Genomic DNA, 19,255 nt, shown 5'->3' on the forward strand with positions numbered 1-19,255 from the left:
TTCCTGCCTGATCGGCCCGAAGCACGCGGCTCGGGCGCTGACGCATACATGCTGAGCCTACGGGGTGGATCAACTCCCGCACCCCACCGGTCCACGCACGCTCATACGGCGTTCACAGGAGCGGGCGCTCCGCGGGGCGGACGTGAACGCGAAAGCGCTTCCCCCCAGAGCGCCCCCGGAGCGCCCCCCAAAGCGCCCCCACACACCCCCGCGCCCCCTCACGCCTCCGTCAGCAGCCGCCACCCCGGCGCGTAATTCCCGTGCAGCACAAGGGAAGCCGCCCCCACCGCGCCCACCGTCTCGCCGATCACGCTCTGCTCCACGGAAATGGCCCGGATGGTCCGCGCCACGGACGTGCGGTTCACGGCCGCCTCGACCTCCGCCCGCATCAGCGGCTCGATCCCCCGCAGCGCCTCACCGCCGAGCACGATCCGGGAGACGTCGAGCAGGCTCACCGCACCCCGGGCGGCCTGCCCGATCCGGCGGGCGGCGCGGCGTACGACGTCCAGGGCGGCGGGGTCGGCGGCGCGGGCGGCGCGGCGCAGGGACCTCCAGTCCTGGCGGACGGAGTCGGGGGTGCCGAGGAGGCCGATACGGCCGGCGGCGGCCTTGCCGTGCCGGGCGAGGAGGTCGTCGATGATCGCGGCGGGGCTGCAATAGGGGCCGAGGCAGTCGTCGGAGCCGCACTGGCAGATCCGGTCGCCGGGTTCGACGGCCATGTGGCCGAACTCGCCCGCGTTGCCGGAGTCGCCGTGCAGGACGGCGCCGTCGAGGACGATGCCGACGCCGACGCCGGTGCCGAGGTAGACGAAGAGGAAGCTGCCGGCCCGGTCGGCGCCGCCGATCCAGCGCTCGCCGATCGCGGCGGCGGTGGCGTCGTTGTCGAGGGCGACGGGCAGTCCGGTCGCGGCGGCGAACATCTCGGTGAGCGGGACCCGCCCCCAGCCGGGGAAGTTCGGCGGCGAGACCACGGCCCCGGTGGTGCCGTCGAGCGGCCCCGGGGCGGCGACGCCGAGGCCGAGGAGGCGGGCGCGGTCGACGCCGACGCGGTCGACGAGGCGCTGGGCGGCGCGCGCGACCCGGTCGACGACGTCCGCCGCGTCGCCCTGCTCGGTCAGCCGCAGCCGCCGGGAGCCGACGATCTGCCCGGCGAGGTCGGCGACGACGATGACGGCGGCGTCCGGGTCGAGGTGCACGCCGAGCGCGTACGCCCCGTCGGCCCGCAGCGACAGCAGCGTGCGCCGCTTGCCCCCGTTGGACGGCGCCTGCCCGGACTCCGCGACGAGCCCCGCGTCGAGCAGCTTGCGCACCACGTTGGAGACGGTCTGGCTGGTCAGCCCGGTCAGCTCGGCCAGTTCCACCCGGCTGACCTCGCCCCGGGTGCGTACGGCGTCCAGGACGACGGCCTGGTTGTAGCCGCCGACGCGCGGCAGGTTCGTACCGCTGCGGGTCGGTATCGGGATGCCAGGCCGCCGCGTCGTCTCACTCACCTGAGTCACTTCGCCACCCCGTCTCACCTGGGACCAGCTGTCCCTCGGCCGTCGTGAGGCGGAAGTTTACACACCGGAAGCATTGACTTAATCCATCAATTGGATTTAGCGTCTGGCCACCAAATCCGGCCGACGAGGGCCGGGCGTCAGCGTGAGAGTGCAGTTCAGGACGCTCACCGGGCTCGCCCTCCTGGCCGGAAACCGTCGCCGCTCTCCGCCAGGTCCGTCCCGGAGGTACCACTGTGCGCTCAAGAATCGTCACCGCCGCGGCCTTCACCGCCGCCACCGCGCTGGCCGTCACGGCCTGCGGGTCGGGATCGTCAGGCAGCTCGTCGAAGACGATCAAGGTCGTCTACTGGCAGAACCTGAACAGCACCGTCAAGCTCCAGGCGGACTTCCTGGCGTCGATGGTGAAGGAGTTCACCGCCGCCAATCCCGGCACCAAGGTCCAGCTGATCCCGGTGACCGCCTCCGAGAACGACTACTACACGAAGATCCAGCTCATGATGCGGTCCCCCTCGACCGCCCCCGACCTGGTCTACGAGGACACCGCGCTGATCAACTCCGACATCGCGGGCGGCTACCTCAAGCCCCTCGACGCGTACACGGCGAAATGGGCGGACTGGTCGCAGTACGCGGCGGCCTCCAAGACGGCCGTGACCGGCGCCGCCGACGGCAAGGGGTACGCCGTCCCGGACAACACCGACACGCGCGGCATCTGGTACAACAAGCAGCTCTTCCAGAAGGCCGGGATCAGCGTCCCGTGGCAGCCGAAGACCTGGGCGGACGTCCTGACGGCGGCCCGCACGATCAAGGCGAAGCTGCCCGGCGTGACCCCGCTGAACCTCTACACGGGCACGGCCGGCGGCGAGGCCTCCTCGATGCAGGGCTTCGAGATGCTGCTGTACGGCACACAGGCGGCCGGCAACTCCTTGTACGACACCGCGCAGAAGAAGTGGGTCGTCGGCAGCCAGGGCTTCAAGGACGCCCTCGACTTCGTGCACACCGTCTACAACACCGGCCTCGGCCCGGCGAAGGACCAGGCGCTGGGCGCCAACTTCGGTACGACGGTCGGCACCGAGCTGATCCCCGACGGCAAGCTGGCCATCGACATCGACGGCTCGTGGATGACCAACAACTGGGGTACGACGAGCCCGCGCCCGTGGCCGCAGTGGCAGTCGGTGATCGGCACCGCGGCGATGCCGACGCAGAACGGGCAGGCGCCCGGCGCGACGAGCATGTCCGGCGGCTGGGCCTGGTCGATCCCTGCCAAGGCGGGCAACGCCGACCTGGCCTGGAAGTTCCTCTCCGAGACCCTCCAGACGAAGACCAACGCGTCGAAGTGGAACGTCGTCAACGCCTCGATCGCCGTGCGCAAGGACGTCGCGGCCGACCCGGCGTACCTGAAGGCGGTGCCGACGAACAAGTTCTTCACCGAACTGGTCGCCGACACCCACTACCGGCCCGGACTGCCCGAGTACAACCAGGTGTCGACGGCGATCCAGAAGGCCATGGAGTCGGTGACGACGGGTCAGGCGTCCGTGGACAAGGCCGCGAGCACGTTTGATAACGATGTCAAGGCGGCGGTCGGCGCCGGCAAGACGGTCGAGGGCGCGCAGTGACCACGCTCGCCCCCACGCCCCGCGGGCCCCGTTCCCGCGGGGCCTCCCCCGCCGGCCGCTCGCTGCTGCGCGGACTGCCGACCCTCCCGGCCGTGATCCTGCTCGCGGTGTTCCTGGCCGGGCCGATCGCGTACTGCGTCTACTACGCCTTCACGAACATGCAGTTGACGGGCGCGTCGGGCACCGACTTCGTCGGCTTCGACAACTTCACCCGCGCGTTCGGCGACGCCGACTTCCTCAACGCGGTGAAGCTGACGCTGGTGTTCGTGGTCGGCTCGGCCGTCATCGGGCAGAACACGCTGGGCCTGGCGCTGGCGATCCTCATGCAGAAGGCGTCGAAGCCGGTGCGCTCGCTGGTCAGCGGGGTCGTCATCGCGGCCTGGGTGCTGCCCGAGGTCGTCGCCGGCTACCTGATGTACGCGTTCTTCTTCGACCAGGGCTCACTCAACTCGCTGCTGGACGCGATCGGGCTGCCGACGCAGAACTGGCTGTACACGATGCCGATCCTGGCCGTGTGCCTCGCCAACGTCTGGCGCGGCACGGCGTTCTCGCTGATGGTGTTCTCCGCCGCGATCAACGACGTGCCGGCCGAGCTGCACGAGGCCGCCGAGATGGACGGCGCGAGCCCCTGGCAGCGGCTGTGGCGCGTCACGCTGCCGGTGATCAGGCCGTCGATCCTGACGAACCTGATGCTGATCACCCTCCAGACCCTGTCGGTGTTCGGCCTGATCTACACCATGACGCGCGGCGGCCCCGGCAACCAGAGCCAGACCCTGCCGATCTTCATGTACCAACAGGCCTTCCAGAACAGCCTGATCGGCTACGGCACGGCGATCGCGCTGGTGCTGCTGGTGGTCGGCGCGCTGTTCTCGATCGTGTACATCCGGCTGCTGAAACTGGAGGAGGACTGATGGCCGCCCCGAAGTTCGGCAAGCTCTCGGTCAACGTGGTCCTGCTCGCGGTGTCGGTCCTGTACGTGCTGCCGCTGCTGTGGATGGTCCTGGCGTCCGTCAGCGACCTCAACACCTTCAAGCTCGAACTCCCCGACACCTTCACCCTCGACAACTTCGACGCGATCCTCAACGTCGACACGACCTTCCGCCCGATGCTCAACAGCCTGCTGCTGTGCGGCTTCGGTACGGCGATCACGGTCGCGGCGTCGATCCTGTGCGCGTACCCGCTCTCCCGCTACCGCTCGCGGGTGCGCCGCCCGTTCCTCTACACGATCCTGTTCTCGACCGGGCTGCCCATCACGGCCGTGATGATCCCCGTCTACAGCATGTTCGTGCAGCTGAACCTGATCGACTCGATGCCGGGCACGACCCTGTTCCTGGCCGCGTCCTCGCTGCCGTTCGGGATCTGGCTGATGAAGAACTTCATGGACGGCGTGCCGGTCGTCCTGGAGGAGGCCGCGCGCATCGACGGCGCGCACACCCTCCAGGTGCTGTGGCGGGTGGTGCTGCCGCTGATGCGGCCCGGCGTCATCGTCGTCACCATCTTCACCTTCATCGGCATGTGGGGGAACTTCTTCGTCCCCTTCATCCTGCTGCTGTCGCCGGACAAACTCCCCGCGTCCGTCAGCGTGTTCACCTTCCTCAGCGCCCACAGCGCCACCCAGTACGGGCAGTTGTCGGCGTTCTCCATGATCTACTCGGCGCCGGTGGTCATGCTCTACCTGCTGCTGGCCCGCAAGCTGGGCGGCGGGTTCGCGCTCGGCGGGGCCCTCAAGGGATGAACCGCCGGCCCGATCGACTCCCCCCACTTTCCAACGGAGATCCGTATGCACAACGACCGTGACGTCATCGAACAGCGGCTGCGCCGGGTGCTGGAGGAGCGCATCCGGCCGGCCGTCCACGCCCGGGCGGTACCGCTGTCGGTCGAGGCGTGGGACGTACCGGGTGAGCCGGTGCCGGTCGCCGAGGGGCTCGCCGCGCCCTACCGGCCGGTGCGGGTCGGGGACCCCTGGGGGCCTGCCTGGACGACGAGTTGGTTCAAGGTGAGCGGGACGGTGCCCGCCGGGTGGGCGGGGCTGCCCGTCGAGGCGGTGCTGGACCTCGGGTTCGGCACGCACTCGGCCGGGTTCTCCGCCGAGGGCCTCGTCTACCGGGCCGACGGGACGGCCGTGAAGGCCCTCAACCCGCGCAACACCTGGCTCCCCGTCGCCGAACAGGCCGTCGGCGGCGAGGAGTTCACCGTCTTCATCGAGGCCGCCGCCAACCCGGTGGTCATGCACACCGGACAGGACCAGGTCCAGTTCGTGCCCGTCTCGGTCGGCGGCCCGGCCCCCTGGCTCGGCGACCCGGCGGCCGACCCGGGCGCCCCGGTCTACCGGCTGCGCCGCATGGACCTGGCCGTCGTCGACCGCGAAGTCCACGAACTCACCCAGGACTTGGACGTCCTCGGCCAGCTCATGCACGAGCTGTCGCCGGACGACCCGCGCCGCTGGCACATCCTGCGCGCCGTCGAACTCGCCCTGGACGCCGTCGACTTGCAGGACATCAGCGGTACGGCGAGCGCGGCCCGCGCCGCCCTCGTCCCGGCGCTGGACTCCCCCGCGCACGCGGGCGCCCACCGGATCACGGCCGTCGGCCACGCGCACATCGACACGGCGTGGCTGTGGCCGCTGCGCGAGACGGTCCGCAAGGTCGCCCGCACGGTCTCCAACGTCACCCAGCTCATGGACGACCACCCGGAGTTCAAGTTCGTCATGTCCCAGGCCCAGCAGCTGGCCTGGCTCAAGGAGCACCGGCCCGAGGTGTACGCGCGCGCCCAGGAGAAGGCGAAGACGGGGCAGTTCCTGCCGACCGGCAGCCTGTGGGTCGAGCCGGACACCAACATCAGCGGCGGCGAGGCCCTGGTCCGCCAGTTCGTCCACGGAAAGCGGTTCTATCTCGAGGAGTTCGGCGTCGAGACCGAGGACATGTGGCTGCCGGACACCTTCGGCTACAACGCGGCCCTCCCCCAGATCATGAAGCTCGCCGGGGTCAAGTGGTTCCTCACCCAGAAGATCTCCTGGAACACCACCAACAAGTTCCCGCACCACACGTTCTGGTGGGAGGGCATCGACGGCACCCGCATCTTCAGCCACTTCCCGCCCGTCGACTCCTACAACGGCGACCTCTCCGGCGCCCAAGTCGCCCACAGCGTACGGAACTTCCAGGACAAGGCGCGCGCCGGGCACTCCCTGATCCCGTTCGGCTACGGCGACGGCGGCGGCGGCCCCACCCGCGAGATGCTGTCCCGCGCCGCCCGTATGCGGGACCTGGAGGGCGCGCCCCGCGTCGAGTTGGCGGGCCCGCTGGAGTTCTTCCGCAAGGCGCACGCCGAGTACGAGGCGAACGGCGGCGCCCCCGTCTGGTCCGGCGAGCTGTACCTGGAGTTCCACCGCGGCACCCTCACCAGCCAGTTGGCCACCAAGCAGGGCAACCGCCGCAGCGAACACCTCCTGCGCGAGGCGGAGTTGTGGGCGGCGACGGCGGCGGTCCGGCACGACACCCCTTATCCGTACGAGGACTTGGACCGCCTGTGGAAGACGGTCCTGCTCCACCAGTTCCACGACATCCTCCCCGGCACCTCCATCGCCTGGGTGCACCGCGAGGCCGAGGAGACGTACGCCCGCGTGGCCGGCGAGCTGGAGGAGCTGATCGGCGCGTCGCTGGGCGCGCTGGCCGGTCCCGGTGAGGGCACGGTCGTCTTCAACGCGGCCCCGCACCCCCGCGGTCACGTCCCCGCGTTCGCGGCGGCCCCCCGCGCCGACTCCCCGCACGCCCCGGTGCCCCCGGTGGCCGACGGCACCGGATTCGTGCTCGACAACGGCCTGGTCCGGGTCGTGATCGACGCGCGCGGCCTGGTCACCTCGGCGTACGACCTGACGGCGGACCGCGAGGCGCTGGCGCCCGGCGCGGTCGGCAACCTGCTCCAGCTGCACCAGGACTTCCCCAACCAGTGGGACGCCTGGGACATCGACTCCTTCTACCGCAACACCGTCCGCGACCTCACCGAGGCGGAGTCGGTGACGGCGGCCGAGGAGGGCGTGAAGGTCGTCAGGGCCTTCGGGAACTCGCGGATCGAGCAGACGCTGTCCCTGGCGGCGGACTCCCACCGGCTGACCGTGGACACGGTCGTCGACTGGTACGAGCGCGAGAAGCTCCTGAAGGCCGCGTTCCCGCTGGACGTGCGGGCCGCGCACTCGACCGCCGAGATCCCCTTCGGCCACGTCGAGCGCCCCACCCACACCAACACCACCTGGGACGCCGCCAAGTTCGAGGTCTGCGCCCACCGCTTCCTGCACGTCGGCGAGCGCGACTGGGGCGCGGCCCTGGTCAACGACTCCTCCTACGGCCACGACGTCACCCGGGACGTCCGCGCGGACGGCGGCACGACGACCACGGTCCGCCTCTCCCTCCTGCGCGCCGCCCGCTTCCCCGACCCGGACCAGGACCAGGGCACGCACCGCCTGTCCTACGCCCTGCTGATCGGCGCGCAGGTCGCCGACGCGGTCCGCGAGGGATACCGGTTCAACCTGGCGGAGCGCACGGTGTCCGGGGCGAACGAGGTCGCGCCGCTGGTCTCCGTCGACCGGGACGGCGTGGTCGTCGAGGCCGTCAAGCTCGCCGACGACCGCAGCGGTGACGTGGTCGTCCGCCTCTACGAGTCCCAGGGCGTGCGCGCCCGCGCGACCCTCACGGCCGGTTTCCCGCTGGCCGGGGCGGTCGTCACCGACCTGCTGGAACGGCCCACGGAGGAGATCGAGGCCGAGGGCGACGAGGTCCGGCTGTCCTTGCGGCCCTTCCAGATCCTCACCCTGCGGCTCGCGCGGCGGCGGTAGGGATACGTTCCAGGACCCCTCCCGCGAACACGTCGTACAGCGGGAGGGTCTCCAGGTGCACGTACCCGATGTGGCAGTCGCAGACGGCGAGCGGGCAGGGGCGCGGCTTGAGGGCCGCGCGGTAGCTGCCGTCGTAGAGGTTGCCGAGCTCCGCGCGCACGAAGTGGCAGCGCCGGACCGTGCCCTCGCCGTCGACGGAGACCACCGACTCGCCGGTGCGGCACGGGAGTCCGGCGCTCGGGTGCGGGTGGCGGCTGTAGGGGAAGAGCCGGTCGAGGGCGGTCCAGTCGGCGGCGGCCGCGTCGTCGTAGGTGTGGCCCTCGGCCGCGTTCACCCAGAGGTAGACGTGCTCGGGCAGGTCGGCGCGCAACTTCCGTGCGTGGCCGAGGTGTTCGGGGAGGCCTACGACGCCGACGCTGTGCCGGATCCCCTGGGCGGCGAGGTCGTGGGTCTTCGTGAGGAAGCGGTCGTAGGGGGTCTGGCCGGGGTGGTAGGTGCACCACAGGGCCAGTTTCGCGGGGTCAGCGTCGGCCAGCCAGTCGGTGCGGCAGCTGAGGTTGGTCTGGACGGCGACCCGGCGGATGTGCGGGAGGTGGGAGAGGGCGGTCAGGGCGCGGCGGTACCAGGAGCGGGTCAGGGCCTCTCCCCAGGGGGTGAAGAGGATCGACAGGCTGTCGCCGGTCTGGCGGGTCGCCCAGTCGGTGAACCTCTCCAGCGCGGCGCGGTCGGCGCGGAGTTGGGCGGCTGTGTCGCGGCGCTTGGCGAACGGGCAGTAGGGGCAGTCGTAGTCGCAGGAGGCGAGCGGGCCCCGGTAGAGGAGGGTCAGGGCCGTCGGGCCGGAGGCTTCCATGGGGGCGGTCACTTTCTCTCGTACTCGGCCATCTTGCGGCGGACCGCCGGGGAGAACAGCTCCGGGCCGATCGCGTCGGAGTGGGCGAGGCCTTCCGGGGTGAGCTTCAGGTGGTCGGCGCGGTCCGCCAACCAGCCGCGTTCGGCCATGCGGTCCAACTCCCGCGCGAAATACTCCCGTTGCCCTGCGGCGGGCAGGCCCTCCGCCTGGAGCAGGGACTGCAAGAGATAGCGGCGGCGGCGCTCGTCGTCGTCCATCGCGTAGCCGTTCTCCGCGCGCGTGAAGTCCTCGGTGGCGACGTAGTCGTCGATGATCTTCCGCACCTCGCTCGTCCCGACCGCGTAGTCGAAGGAGTAGTGCACGTCCCGCGTGTACGAGCGGGCGCCGCAGCCCAGGCCGATCATGCCGTCGGTCTGGCAGGCGTAGTCGTCGGCGCCCAGGTCCGGGGCGCCGGCGCGGCGGAACATGCGCATGGAGTGCTGGACGTAGCCGCGCGCGAGGAGGTGGTCGCGGCCGAGCCGGTACAGCCGCAGGCGCCGCGCGTCCCACTCCGGGTCGGGGGCGTCCGGCGCGGCGCGGCCGAGTCCGGTGAGGGGGCGGACGTACAGCGGGTACAGGTACAGCTCCTCGGGCTCCCAACGCAGCGCCGCGTCCAGGGAGTTGAGCCAGCTCTCCGGCGTCTGGCCGTCGATGCCGTAGATGAGGTCGATGTTGAGGACCGGGATACGGGCGTCGCGGATGCGCCCGAGGGCGGCCTCGACGTCGGCGCGCCGCTGGGGGCGTACGGCGGCGCGGGCCTCGGTGTCGTCGAAGCTCTGGACGCCGAGGCTGAGGCGGGTGGTGCCGCGGTCGGCGAGGACCTGGAGGCGGTCGGCGGTGGCCGTGGCGGGGGACGCCTCGACGGAGAGCGGGATGCTGCGCAGGTCGGCGCCCATGCGGTGTTCCGCCAGGTCGCAGAGGCGGTCGAGTTCGGGGGCGGTGAGGAAGGTGGGGGTGCCGCCGCCGAACGCGGCCGTGACGAAGCGGGGGTCGGCCGGGCCGAGGGCGTCCCGCGCGGCTGTCGCCTGGCGGTCGAGGGCGTCGAGGTAGGCCGTGGTGAGGCCGTCGGGGGCGCCGATGCGGGTGAAGAGGTTGCAGAAGCCGCAGCGGACTTCGCAGAAGGGGATGTGGAAGTAGAGGGAGAGTGAGGTGGTGGGTTCGGCCGCCCAGAGGTCTTTCAGGGCGGGTCTGGCGGGGAGTTTCCGGTAGGCGGTCTTGTGGGGGTAGGCGTAGACGTAGGACTGGTAGGGGGTGGGGGGTGGCGTGGCCGGTGCGTTTGTCGTGGCCGGCGTGGCTTGCACGGTCGGCGTGGCCGGCGTGGCTTGCGTGCTCGTCACGGTCGGCGCGTCCATCGTGGTCATGCGGCGGACTCCCCTTTCTCCAGGGTGAATTGGGCGTACGGGACCGTCCACACCACCGGGTGTCCCAGCCGGTGGCCCGTGTAGCCGTCGTCGCCGTACGCCGTGCCGTGGTCGGAGCAGACGATCGTGAAGCAGGGGCGGCGGCTGCTCGCGGCGGTGAAGAGGCGGCCGATGTGGCGGTCGACGTACTCCAGGGCGGCGGCGTGGGTCGCGCGGGTGTCGCCCGTCTCGCGGGTCGCGCCGGGGAGGTGGAACCAGTTGGGCTGGTGCAGCGCGGAGACGTTCACGAAGAGGAACAGGCGCTGTTCTTCGGGGAGTTCACGGACGATCTCCTCCGCGCGGGTGACCTGGCTCTCGAAGGACGTGGGTGAGGTGACGCCGAACTCCGGTTCCCAGTGCGCCTCTTGGAAGAGGCCGGGGAGGACCGAGCCGAGCGGGCCCTGGCGGTTGAAGAAGCCGACGCCGCCGATGCAGACGGTGCGGTAGCCCTCCTTCGCGAGGCCGGAGACGAGGTCGGGGGTGTCGTACACGAACGTGCCGTCGGCGGTGGTCTCGCTGCCGGCGAAGCGGGCCGCGAAGAGGCGGGGGTGCGGGCCGGGGGTGGCCGGGGTGGGCAGGAAGCCGGCGAAGATGGCCTGGTGGGAGGCGTAGGTGAAGCTGCCGGGGGCGTGCCGTTCCTCCCAGCGGGCGGCCGGGAGGTGGCGGGCCAGGTTCGGGATGCGGCCCTCGGCGGCGAGTTCGGCCGCGACGTCGTACCTCAGGGTGTCGAGGGTGACGAGGAGGAGGTCGTGGCTGCCGACGATCCTTGTCATGTCAGGCGTGTGCATGGGGGCTTCCGGGGGTCGGGGCGGGGTTCGGGGCGGCGTGTTTCAGGGTCGCCGCGATCTGGGCCGCGTAGGTGTCGAGGCCCTCGGCGCCGCTGCCGGGGAGGCCGGTGAGGCCGGGCAGGAGGTCGCCGAAGGCGTTGACCTCGGCTACGGCGGCCCGGTCCCAGCCGACGGCGGGCAGGAGGTCGACGCCGACGCAGAGGGTGCGCGGGAAGCAGGCGGCGGCCTGTTCGGCGACGCCGAGGACGTCCGCCCAGCGGGCGCCGGCCGCCGCCACCGCCGCGCGGGCCGCGTCGAGGTCGCCTCTGCTGCCGCCGAGGTGGAGGTTGGTCATCGGGGAGCGGCTGGTGCGGACCACCCCGTGGGTGGCGCGGCCCGCGACGACGACGATCCGCAGGTCGGCGCTGCGGCCGTGCTGTCCTGCCTTGGGCAGCCAGTGCTCCAGGTGCAGATGGTCCGGGGCGAGGCGGTCGACGATGGCGGCGATGTGCCGTTCGTCGGTGTAGCGGCGGACCTTCAGGGAGTTGAACAGGCGGCCGTCCGGGGTGAGTTCGGCGGAGGTCGCCGCGCGGATCCGGCCCCCGCCCGCCGCCTCGACGGCCAGCACACCGGACGCCGAGGAGCCGTGCGCGAGCTTGACGAAGAGGCGCGGCATACAGTGCTCCCGCATCAGCGCGCGTACGTCGTCCCAGCCGCGGACCTCCGCCGCGCCGGGGCCCGAGGTGGGCGACTGCGGTACGGGGACCCCGGCCGCGGCGAGCCGCGCGTGGCAGCGCCGCTTGTCGAACAGCACCGCCAGCTCCTCGGGGTCGTCGAGCCGCCGGCCGCCGCGCAGGGTGCCCAGCGCGGCGAGGAACGCGGCGTACCAGCGGGCCGAGCCCTCCACCCGCGTGGGGTCGCCGGGGCCGCGCAGGAGGCGGTCCACGTGCGGGTCCTCGCCCGGGGAGTCGAGGCGGACGATCTCACCGGGGGCGAAGCCGGCGCCGCCCGCCGCGAGGACGTCGGCCCAGGGGACGACCCTCGGGGCGGGGAGGCCGGCGGCGCGGACGGCGGCGGTGTAGAGGGTGACGCGGCGGTTGGCGGGGTTGCCCACGACGGTCAGGGGCGGGGGGTTCGGCGTGGCCGAGGGGTCCCGGCGGGCGGCGCGGGGCTCGCCCCGGACCTGGGGCGCCGTCGGGACCGTACGCATCGGTGTCACTCCCCCACGGCCACGTAGCGCCACACCGTGCCGTCGTCCTCCTGGTCGTCCTGGGCGTCGCCGTGGTCCACGTCGAGTTCGACGCCCGCCGGTTCCAGGGTCTGGCGCAGGCGGTCCCTCAAGGGGTCGGTGAGGTAGTTGTAGTGCAGGTCGAGCTTCTTGAGGTGGGTCAGGGGCTGGCCGCCGATCAGGGCGGTGGCGCCGTCGTCGGTGAGGATGCCCATCGACAGGTCGAGGGAGTCCAGCTGCGCGACGACCGGGGCGGCGGCGACGGCCGCGGCGATCTGGTCCTGCATCTCGCTGTTGCGCAGGGCGAGATGGCGCAGGGCGGGCAGCCGGGCGCCGGAGAGGATCGGCTCCAGGTCGGCGATCTCGGCCGTGCCGCCGTAGTCGGGGGTGCCGAGCCACAGGTCGAGGTGTTCCAGCGCGGGCAGCTCGCTCGCGGCGACACCGCGTACGGCCTCGGCGGGCAGGCCGCCGGACTCCATGACGAGCCGGCGCAGGGCGGTGTGGGTGACGCCGGTGAGGGTCAGGTCCTGGCCGCCGCGCGTGCCGAACTCCTCCAGCTCCGGGAAGGCCGTCAGCAGGGGGGTGACGTCGGTCTGGTGGATCCAGGAGATCTCGCACTCCTCCGACGTCATGTCCCCGAGGAACAGCGCCCGCAGCGCGGGCAGCCGGTCGCGGGCGGCGATGAGGGCCTCGAGCACGGCGGAGGGGTCCGAGTCGTACGCCTCCTCCCAGGCGCCCACGACGATCGCGCTCACCTTCGCGGAGTCGACGGTGTCGAGGAAGCGGGCGAAGACGGCCGTCCACTGCTCGCCGGAGTCGTACACGGCGCTGCCGATGGACCAGGCGACGGAGTCCGCGGCGGGCAGCGGCCTCGGGTCCTTGGGGTGCGGGAGCGCGCGCACCGGCAGCCCGTGGAAGGTGGTCAGGTGCTGATGGACGGTCATACGGCTGCTCCCTGCTCTCGGCGGATGTGGCCTGCTGCCGCAAGTTGTACCAACCGGCACTGACAACGGGGGTGCGGGGGCGGCTTCGAGGGGCGTTGTCAGTGGTGGGTCGTAACGTCGTGGGTGTCGGGCGGCGCAGGGTGTGCCGCCGGATTCCGAGAGGGGGTGTGCCCGTGTACCGGCAGGGAGATGTGCTGATCGTGCCCGTGGCCGAGGAGGCCGTTCCGGAGCATGTGGCGCGGGCGCCGCGTGCGGCGCGGGACGGGCGGGGGCGGCTGGTGCTGGCGCTCGGTGAGGTGACGGGGCACGCGCACGCGGTGGTGGGCCCCGGTGATCTGGTGCGGGAGGCGGGCCCGTTCGGGCCGATGCTGCTGCATCTGCCCAAGGGCGGGCGGGTGGTGCACGAGGAACATGCGGTGATCACGCTGCCGGCGGGCTGGTTCCGGGTGGTCAGGCAGCGGGAGTACGTGCCGGGTTCGGTGCGGATGGTGGCGGACTAGACATGGGTGAGGGGACTGCGGTGGCCGAGGTGACTGAAATGACGGATGCGGACGTCGACTTGTGGCGGGCGTGCGCCGCCGCGACCGGCCCGGCCGACCGGGCGCGGGCCGAGGCGGGCGTACGGCTGGCCTACCGGCGGGCGGGGCTCGCCGGGCCGGAGCGGATCGTGTGGGCGCGCTCGCCCCGCGAGGGGGTCGAGCTGGTGCGGGCCCTTGAGGGGGCCGGGGCGAGTGTGCGGGAGGCGGTGCGCAGCGCGCCGTGGGCGCGGGAACGGCGGCGGGTGTCCGAGGAGTTGGGCGCGCCGGGGTGGGCGGCGCGCTGGGCGGCGTCCGGCGGGCGGCTGTGGGAGCTGACGCAGAGTCTCGTCGACCGGATCAGGGCCGGGGTCCAGGAGGAGCTGGGCCCGCAGGCGCGGCTGGTCCTGCTGGACGCGGTCCTCGGGCAGCACGACGCGCCCTGGCTCGCCGCGTTCCGGACCGCCGGCGGACCGCTCGACGGGCTGGCCGAGGTGGCGCGCGCGGCCGGCTGGTGGTGGGCGTTCGAGAAGGTGGCCGTGGTGTGCGAGCGGCCGGTCGAGCTGCACCGCGACGAGGCGGGGCGGCTGGACCGGGGGGACGGCCCCGCGCTGGCGTTCTCCGACGGGTTCGCGCTGTGCGCGTGGCGGGGGATGCCGGTGCCGCGCGACTTCCCGGACGAGCTGAAGAGGCTCACGCCGGAGCGGGTGCGGGCGGAGGAGAACGCCGAACTGCGGCGCGTGATGCTGGAGTTCTACGGTTACGACCGCTACCTCGCGGACTCGGGGGCGCGGCCTCTGCACGAGGACGCGACGGGGGTCCTGTGGCGGATCGACCTGGAGGGCGACGAGCCGGTCGTGATGGTGGAGGTCGTCAACTCGACGCCGGAGCCCGATGGTTCGCGCAACCGGTACTGGCTGCGGGTGCCGCCGTCGACCAGGACGGCGCGGGCGGGGGTGGCGTGGACGTTCGGGGTGGACCCTTCGGTGTACGCGCCGCTTCAGGAGACGTGAGGGCCTGATGGGCGCCGCTTCAGGAGACGTGAGCCGATGGGCCCGGCGCCGCTGAGGGTGCCCTCCCCCGTGCGCGGGACGGGAGAGGGCGCCGCCGGCTCAAGCCGCCCGGCTCAAGCCGCCCGGCTCAACTCCCTCAGCTGAGGCCGAGGTTCGCCAGAGCCGTCGTCCAGTCGGTCACGATGGCGCTGCGGGCGTCGTCGAGGCTGACCTGGCCCGCGCAGACGGCCTTCTTCAGCTTGTTCTCGACGGTGTCCTTGTTGCCGGCGGTCTTGTCGCCGTACTCCGGCTCGGGCCAGAGGTTCTTGGGGTCCTTGGGGGCGCCGCCGAGTTCGAGGGGGACGAAGTGGTCCTCCTCGTAGTCGGCGGTGCTGGTGTCGGTGTAGCCGTACTCGACGATCTGCTGCTTCTTCAGGGCCGTCGTGTACGAGCTGGAGGGGCGGACGGTCGCGGTCCAGCCCGAGACGCAGATGGTGGAGTTGATGGTGGACTGCGTGACGTCCGGGTTGTAGGCGCCGGGCTGGCAGACGGGGTCGGGGAGGGGGAGGTAGGCCTGGCTACAGGTCTGGGCGTGGGCCGTGCCGGCGGTGACGGTGAGTCCGGCGGCGGCGAGGGCGAGGGCGGAGAGGGTGGTCACTGCGGAGCGGGGAATGCGGTGGGACATGTGGGGGGCTCCCGGTGCGATGCCCGGCAGTCGTCCGGGCGGTCGCGCACATGACAGCACTCGGGATTTCTACGCGGATAGAGCCTTTGCCCAACCCGGTACCGGCTTGGGAGACGGCTTGCCCCGGACCGGGGCGGCGCTGGGAACTCCGTTACCCGGCCTTGGCGTTCGGGTCGTACGTGTACGCGGCTTCGGCAGGGGACCGTGCCGAAGCGAGCGTGCCCGGACCCTCAACAGGGGGTCCGGGCACGTCACTTGTCACACGGGCACACTCAGGGAGTCAGCTCCCACTTCTGTATGTACCCCACGTCGATCCGCGCCCGGTCCTGCACCCGCAGCTTCCACGTCCCGTTCACCGGCTGGGCCGAGGCGTCGACGGTGAAGGTCTGGTCGACGTTGTCGGTGGAGTCGCTGCTGGGCGTGAGCAGCGAGTAGACCGTCCCGTCGGGGCCGACCAGGTCGACGGCGAGGTCACCGCGGTAGGTGTGGACGATGTTGACGTACACCTTGGTCGCGGCGGCGGCGTTGCCGTCGCGGCCGGTGATGGTGATCGGGGACTCCACGGCGGGGCCGGCGTCGGGGATGTCGACGCGGGTGGCGTTGGCGTAGATGTTCGCGATCCGCCAGCCGAAGCTCTGGGTCACGGACGCGCCGGTGGCGTCGCTGACCTTGAGGGTGACGGCGTGGCTGCCGAGCGCGGCCGGGACGCCGGTGATGAGGCCGGTGTCGCTGATGCTCAGCCCGTCGGGCAGCCCGCCCGCCTCATAGGTGAGGGCCGAGCCGGTGTTGGTGGTGTAGGCGCTGACCTGGAGGGAGACGGCCTGGCCGACGCCGGAGGTCTGGTCGCCGAGCGGAGCGACGTTGACGCCGAGCGCGATCCGGTTGCCCACGTTGATGCCGGCCCAGGCGTCGGCGACGGCGAGGTAGGTCGGGGTGTAGGCGCCGAAGAGGTCGGCGGCGGCCTGGAGGGTCGCGGTGCGCGCGCCGGCGTAGTTGGTCGTCGACGTCATGTACGTCGTCAGCGCCCGGTACCAGATCTTGGCCGCGTTCTCGATGCCGATGCCGGTGACGGGCTGCCCGTCGGAGGTCGGGCTGTCGTAGGCGACGCCGTTGACGGTCTTCGCGCCGCTGCCCTCGCTCAGCAGGTAGAAGAAGTGGTTCGCGGGGCCCGAGGAGTAGTGGACGTCGAGGTTGCCGAGGCCCGGGGACCAGGCGTCGGCGGAGGAGCCGTCGCGGGAGGGCTTGTCCATGTAGCGCAGCGGGGTGCCGTTGCCGCGGATGTCTATCTTCTCGCCGACGAGGTAGTCGCCCGGGTCGGCCGGGAGGTTCTCGTAGAACTCGACGGCGGCGGCGAAGATGTCGGACGTCGCCTCGTTCAGCCCGCCGGACTCGCCCGAGTAGTTGAGGTTCGCGGTGGCGCTGGTGACGCCGTGCGTCATCTCGTGCGCGGCCACGTCGAGGGCGGTCAGCGGCTTGGTGTTGCCCGCGCCGTCGCCGTACGTCATGCAGAAGCAGCTGTCCTGCCAGAACGCGTTGACGTAGGAGTTGCCGTAGTGGGCGCGGCTGTAGGCGGCGACGCCGTCGTTGCGGATGCCGTTGCGGCCGTAGACCTCTTTGTAGTAGTCCCAGGTGGCCGCCGCGCCGAACGCGACGTCGACGCCCGCGGTCTGCCGGTTGGCCGGCGTGCCGTCGCCCCAGACGTCGTCGGCGTCCGTGAACAGCGTGCCCGTGCCCGAGCTGCCCTGGTTGAGGTCGTACGTCCGGTGCCCCGCGCGGTCGCCGTCGACGAGCTGGTACGACGATCCCGACCGGGTCGTGCCCAGCGGGACCGTGCCGCTGTACTGGCCGGTGCCGGTGCCGGTGTGGACGCCCTCCTCGGCGAGGAGCTGCTTGCCGCTGGCCGCGTCGGTGACGACGCGCAGTTCGCTGGGGGTGCCGTCCTCCTGCGTGCCGTGGACGACGCTCTCCCAGGCGAGGACGGGCTTGCCCGCGCCGGCCCAGACGACGAGGCGGGGCGCCTCCGAAGCCTCCGCGCGGGAGACGTCCTCGCTCTTCGCCACGCCCAGCGCCGTGTTCCGCGCCGCATTCGCCGCGATCTTCGGCGTCAGCGACGGCACCGCGAGGTCCGCCTCGGCCGCCTTCGAGGTGGTCGTACGGCCGTCCTTGCGGACGTGGACGACGAGGTCGCCGCCCAGCACGGGCAGGCCCGCGTAGGTGCGTTCGTAGCGGGTGTGCGTGGTGCCGTCGGCGTCCTGGGCGACGTCCTTGACGACCAGCTTCTCCCGGTCGCCGAGGGCGAGTTGACGGGCCGTCGCGGCCGTCGTGGAGTTCGCGCTCTTCAGCAGCGAGGCGCGCCGGTCGGGGGTCAGGGAGACCGGTGCGGCACCGGCTCGGGGGGTCGCGCTGATCTTCTGCGGGGCCGGCTCGGGGGCCGCGGTCGCGGCGCCGGGCAGGACGCCGACGGCCAGCAGGGCACCGGCGGCGGTGAGGGCGAGGGCGGCGGATCTGCGCCGCGGGACAGCGAGGCGGGGGCGCCTGGGCAACGGAGGTCTCCTTCTGCGCTCTGCACAGGGGGGTGGGCGAGGAGCCGTTCGATGCGGGGGGATAGGGGGTGACGAGGGGTGGGGGGTGTCACCGGAACGGAGGTGAAGGAATGGTGAACGGTTGACAGAAGGGTGGCATCTGACCCATGAGATTGTCATGAGAGCGTCAAGGTACGGCTTGAATTGACGCTTGTTTGCTGGGAGTTCGGGGTGGGGGTGGGGGTTTTCGGCCGTGCGGGGGGTGAGGGAAGACAGGTGTGGGGCGCCCGGGGTTCAGCGGTACCGGCGTTCAGTGGTTCCCGGGTACGTCCTCGCGCCAGTACAGCAGCCGCCCGCCCTCGGTGCCCTGCACGTACACGGACCGTCCGCCCGCCCCGTACCGCCCTATCTCCGTGCGCAGCGCGACCTCTTCCCCCACCCCGTCGGTCACATCCAGCAGCAGTCCGTCGAGCGGGCCGCCCGCCAGCTCCGCGTACCGCCTGCCGTGTCTCGGCGCCGCGTCCTCGTGGTCCGCGCCGTAGACCCGTCCGTTCATGAACTCCGTCTCGTCCATGTGTTCACTTTGCCATCCGGCACTGACAACGGCCCCCCGCAAGGCCCCCGCTTCAGCCAACACCTTGGCGCGAAACCGCCGGTAGGAGGCTTTCGGCCCCGCGCCGGGTAGACACAGTGACGTCCTCGCACGAGGGCGGGTCCGGGGCGGGGGGTGCCCTGATGACGGAACGGGCGGGACGGCCGGGATCGGCGGAGCCTCGGTTGCGGGACGTGTTGCCCGCGCTGGTCGGGCTGACGCTGTTCGTGTGTGCGGCGACCGCGCTGCTGGCGCTGGCCGGTCGCCGGTACGGAGCCCCTGCGCCGGTCCTCGGGCTGCTGGTCCTGGCGGTGGCGGCCGTACCCCTGGCCCGCCGCGCCCGGCGGCGGGCCCGGCGCCGGTCCGGTCACTACACGCCGGCCGAGCTGGCGGACCTGGACACCGCCGACCTGGTGACCGCCGTGGCCCGCATCCTGCGCCGCGACGGCTGGCGCGTGCTGCCCGCGTCCGCCCACGACACCTTCCACCTCACCGCGCGCGACCCCCGGGGCCGCCTCCTGGACGCCGCCTTCCGCCCGGTCGCCGAACCCCTCCCCGACGAGGAGGGCACCTGCTCCTGCCTCCACCGCACCCGAGGCACCCCCGACCTCCGCCTGGTGATCCACCGGGGCACCTTCACCCACCGCGACACGACCTGGGCCGCCCGCCAGGGCCACACCCACCTCATCGACGGCCCCCGCCTCCAACTCTGGGACGCTGTTGGTTATTTCGGGGGCAAGCTCTACTCGGCCCTGCTGGACTTCGGTTTGGTGGGGCCGAG

16 protein-coding genes are annotated in these 19,255 nt (G+C 72.1%); 7 read left to right on the plus strand and 9 right to left on the minus strand.

Features of this window, described 5'->3' with window-relative positions; genetic code table 11:
- Positions 1–218: 218 nt before the first annotated feature.
- Positions 219–1,490 (minus strand): ROK family transcriptional regulator, encoded by a 1,272-nt coding sequence (locus ACYUD3_RS20650; protein WP_470971932.1) that lies wholly within the window; start codon positions 1,488–1,490, stop codon positions 219–221.
- Between the two features lie 242 nt (positions 1,491–1,732).
- On the opposite strand from ACYUD3_RS20650, the gene ACYUD3_RS20655 reads away from it, so the two are divergent.
- From ACYUD3_RS20655 to ACYUD3_RS20670, 4 genes are read left to right on the plus strand one after another with little or no spacing between them, the layout of a single operon-like run.
- Positions 1,733–3,112, plus strand: coding sequence for an extracellular solute-binding protein (locus ACYUD3_RS20655; protein ID WP_470971934.1), 1,380 nt, complete (start codon positions 1,733–1,735; stop codon positions 3,110–3,112).
- Entirely contained in the window at positions 3,109–4,023 is a 915-nt protein-coding gene (locus tag ACYUD3_RS20660; RefSeq protein ID WP_470971936.1) for a carbohydrate ABC transporter permease, read from the plus strand. Before ACYUD3_RS20655 ends, ACYUD3_RS20660 begins: the two co-directional genes overlap by 4 nt.
- Positions 4,023–4,847, plus strand: coding sequence for a carbohydrate ABC transporter permease (locus ACYUD3_RS20665; protein WP_470971938.1), 825 nt, complete (start codon positions 4,023–4,025; stop codon positions 4,845–4,847). Before ACYUD3_RS20660 ends, ACYUD3_RS20665 begins: the two co-directional genes overlap by 1 nt.
- A 45-nt stretch (positions 4,848–4,892) precedes the next feature.
- Positions 4,893–7,940, plus strand: a complete 3,048-nt coding sequence (locus ACYUD3_RS20670) for an alpha-mannosidase (protein ID WP_470971939.1) — start codon at positions 4,893–4,895, stop codon at positions 7,938–7,940.
- On the opposite strand, the gene ACYUD3_RS20675 is transcribed toward ACYUD3_RS20670, so the two are convergent.
- Genes ACYUD3_RS20675 through ACYUD3_RS20695 form a run of 5 tightly spaced genes read right to left on the minus strand, consistent with a single transcriptional unit; the run spans position 7,912 to position 13,168 of the window.
- Positions 7,912–8,790, minus strand: a complete 879-nt coding sequence (locus ACYUD3_RS20675) for an STM4011 family radical SAM protein (RefSeq protein WP_470971941.1) — start codon at positions 8,788–8,790, stop codon at positions 7,912–7,914. The two genes, ACYUD3_RS20670 and ACYUD3_RS20675, sit on opposite strands and share 29 nt — an antisense overlap.
- A gap of 8 nt (positions 8,791–8,798) precedes the next feature.
- Complete coding sequence (locus ACYUD3_RS20680; protein ID WP_470971982.1) at positions 8,799–10,181, minus strand: STM4012 family radical SAM protein; 1,383 nt, start codon at positions 10,179–10,181, stop codon at positions 8,799–8,801.
- A gap of 5 nt (positions 10,182–10,186) precedes the next feature.
- Positions 10,187–11,002 carry an STM4013/SEN3800 family hydrolase gene (locus tag ACYUD3_RS20685; RefSeq protein ID WP_470971984.1) on the minus strand — a complete coding sequence of 272 codons (816 nt, stop codon included), beginning with the start codon at positions 11,000–11,002 and terminating at the stop codon, positions 10,187–10,189.
- Position 11,003: 1 nt separating this feature from the next.
- On the minus strand, positions 11,004–12,206 hold the full coding sequence (locus ACYUD3_RS20690) for an STM4014 family protein (protein WP_470971943.1): 1,203 nt from the start codon (positions 12,204–12,206) through the stop codon (positions 11,004–11,006).
- 5 nt (positions 12,207–12,211) lie between these two features.
- On the minus strand, positions 12,212–13,168 hold the full coding sequence (locus ACYUD3_RS20695) for an STM4015 family protein (RefSeq protein WP_470971944.1): 957 nt from the start codon (positions 13,166–13,168) through the stop codon (positions 12,212–12,214).
- A gap of 173 nt (positions 13,169–13,341) precedes the next feature.
- Between ACYUD3_RS20695 and ACYUD3_RS20700 the strand changes: the two genes are divergently transcribed.
- Complete coding sequence (locus ACYUD3_RS20700; protein ID WP_470971946.1) at positions 13,342–13,668, plus strand: hypothetical protein; 327 nt, start codon at positions 13,342–13,344, stop codon at positions 13,666–13,668.
- A 38-nt stretch (positions 13,669–13,706) separates the two neighbouring features.
- Positions 13,707–14,696, plus strand: a complete 990-nt coding sequence (locus ACYUD3_RS20705; RefSeq protein ID WP_470971948.1) for a DUF6745 domain-containing protein — start codon at positions 13,707–13,709, stop codon at positions 14,694–14,696.
- Between the two features lie 136 nt (positions 14,697–14,832).
- Here ACYUD3_RS20705 and ACYUD3_RS20710 read toward each other — a convergent pair whose 3' ends face one another.
- From ACYUD3_RS20710 to ACYUD3_RS20720, 3 genes are all read right to left on the minus strand, one after another.
- On the minus strand, positions 14,833–15,360 hold the full coding sequence (locus ACYUD3_RS20710; protein WP_470971949.1) for a hypothetical protein: 528 nt from the start codon (positions 15,358–15,360) through the stop codon (positions 14,833–14,835).
- Positions 15,361–15,632: 272 nt separating this feature from the next.
- On the minus strand, positions 15,633–17,903 hold the full coding sequence (locus ACYUD3_RS20715) for a M4 family metallopeptidase (RefSeq protein WP_470971951.1): 2,271 nt from the start codon (positions 17,901–17,903) through the stop codon (positions 15,633–15,635).
- Between the two features lie 289 nt (positions 17,904–18,192).
- Positions 18,193–18,456: a hypothetical protein gene (locus tag ACYUD3_RS20720; protein ID WP_470971952.1), complete on the minus strand. Its 264-nt coding sequence runs from the start codon at positions 18,454–18,456 to the stop codon at positions 18,193–18,195.
- Between the two features lie 161 nt (positions 18,457–18,617).
- Here ACYUD3_RS20720 and ACYUD3_RS20725 point away from each other — a divergent pair.
- Positions 18,618–19,255, plus strand: a 638-nt coding sequence (locus tag ACYUD3_RS20725; RefSeq protein ID WP_470971953.1) for a hypothetical protein, incomplete at its 3' end; no start/stop codon positions are given.

It is taken from the genome of Streptomyces sp. AMJ-169 (assembly GCF_055597585.1).

What these genes read in the sequence shown, in the direction of transcription:
- ACYUD3_RS20695 (WP_470971944.1), bottom strand. Translation starts at nt 13,168, where the DNA reads ATGACCGTCCATCAGCACCTGACCACCTTCCACGGGCTGCCGGTGCGC.
- ACYUD3_RS20665 (WP_470971938.1), top strand. Translation starts at nt 4,023, where the DNA reads ATGGCCGCCCCGAAGTTCGGCAAGCTCTCGGTCAACGTGGTCCTGCTC.
- ACYUD3_RS20705 (WP_470971948.1), top strand. Translation starts at nt 13,707, where the DNA reads ATGACGGATGCGGACGTCGACTTGTGGCGGGCGTGCGCCGCCGCGACC.
- ACYUD3_RS20670 (WP_470971939.1), top strand. Translation starts at nt 4,893, where the DNA reads ATGCACAACGACCGTGACGTCATCGAACAGCGGCTGCGCCGGGTGCTG.
- ACYUD3_RS20675 (WP_470971941.1), bottom strand. Translation starts at nt 8,790, where the DNA reads ATGGAAGCCTCCGGCCCGACGGCCCTGACCCTCCTCTACCGGGGCCCG.
- ACYUD3_RS20720 (WP_470971952.1), bottom strand. Translation starts at nt 18,456, where the DNA reads ATGGACGAGACGGAGTTCATGAACGGACGGGTCTACGGCGCGGACCAC.
- ACYUD3_RS20685 (WP_470971984.1), bottom strand. Translation starts at nt 11,002, where the DNA reads ATGACAAGGATCGTCGGCAGCCACGACCTCCTCCTCGTCACCCTCGAC.
- ACYUD3_RS20710 (WP_470971949.1), bottom strand. Translation starts at nt 15,360, where the DNA reads ATGTCCCACCGCATTCCCCGCTCCGCAGTGACCACCCTCTCCGCCCTC.
- ACYUD3_RS20690 (WP_470971943.1), bottom strand. Translation starts at nt 12,206, where the DNA reads ATGCGTACGGTCCCGACGGCGCCCCAGGTCCGGGGCGAGCCCCGCGCC.
- ACYUD3_RS20680 (WP_470971982.1), bottom strand. Translation starts at nt 10,181, where the DNA reads ATGGACGCGCCGACCGTGACGAGCACGCAAGCCACGCCGGCCACGCCG.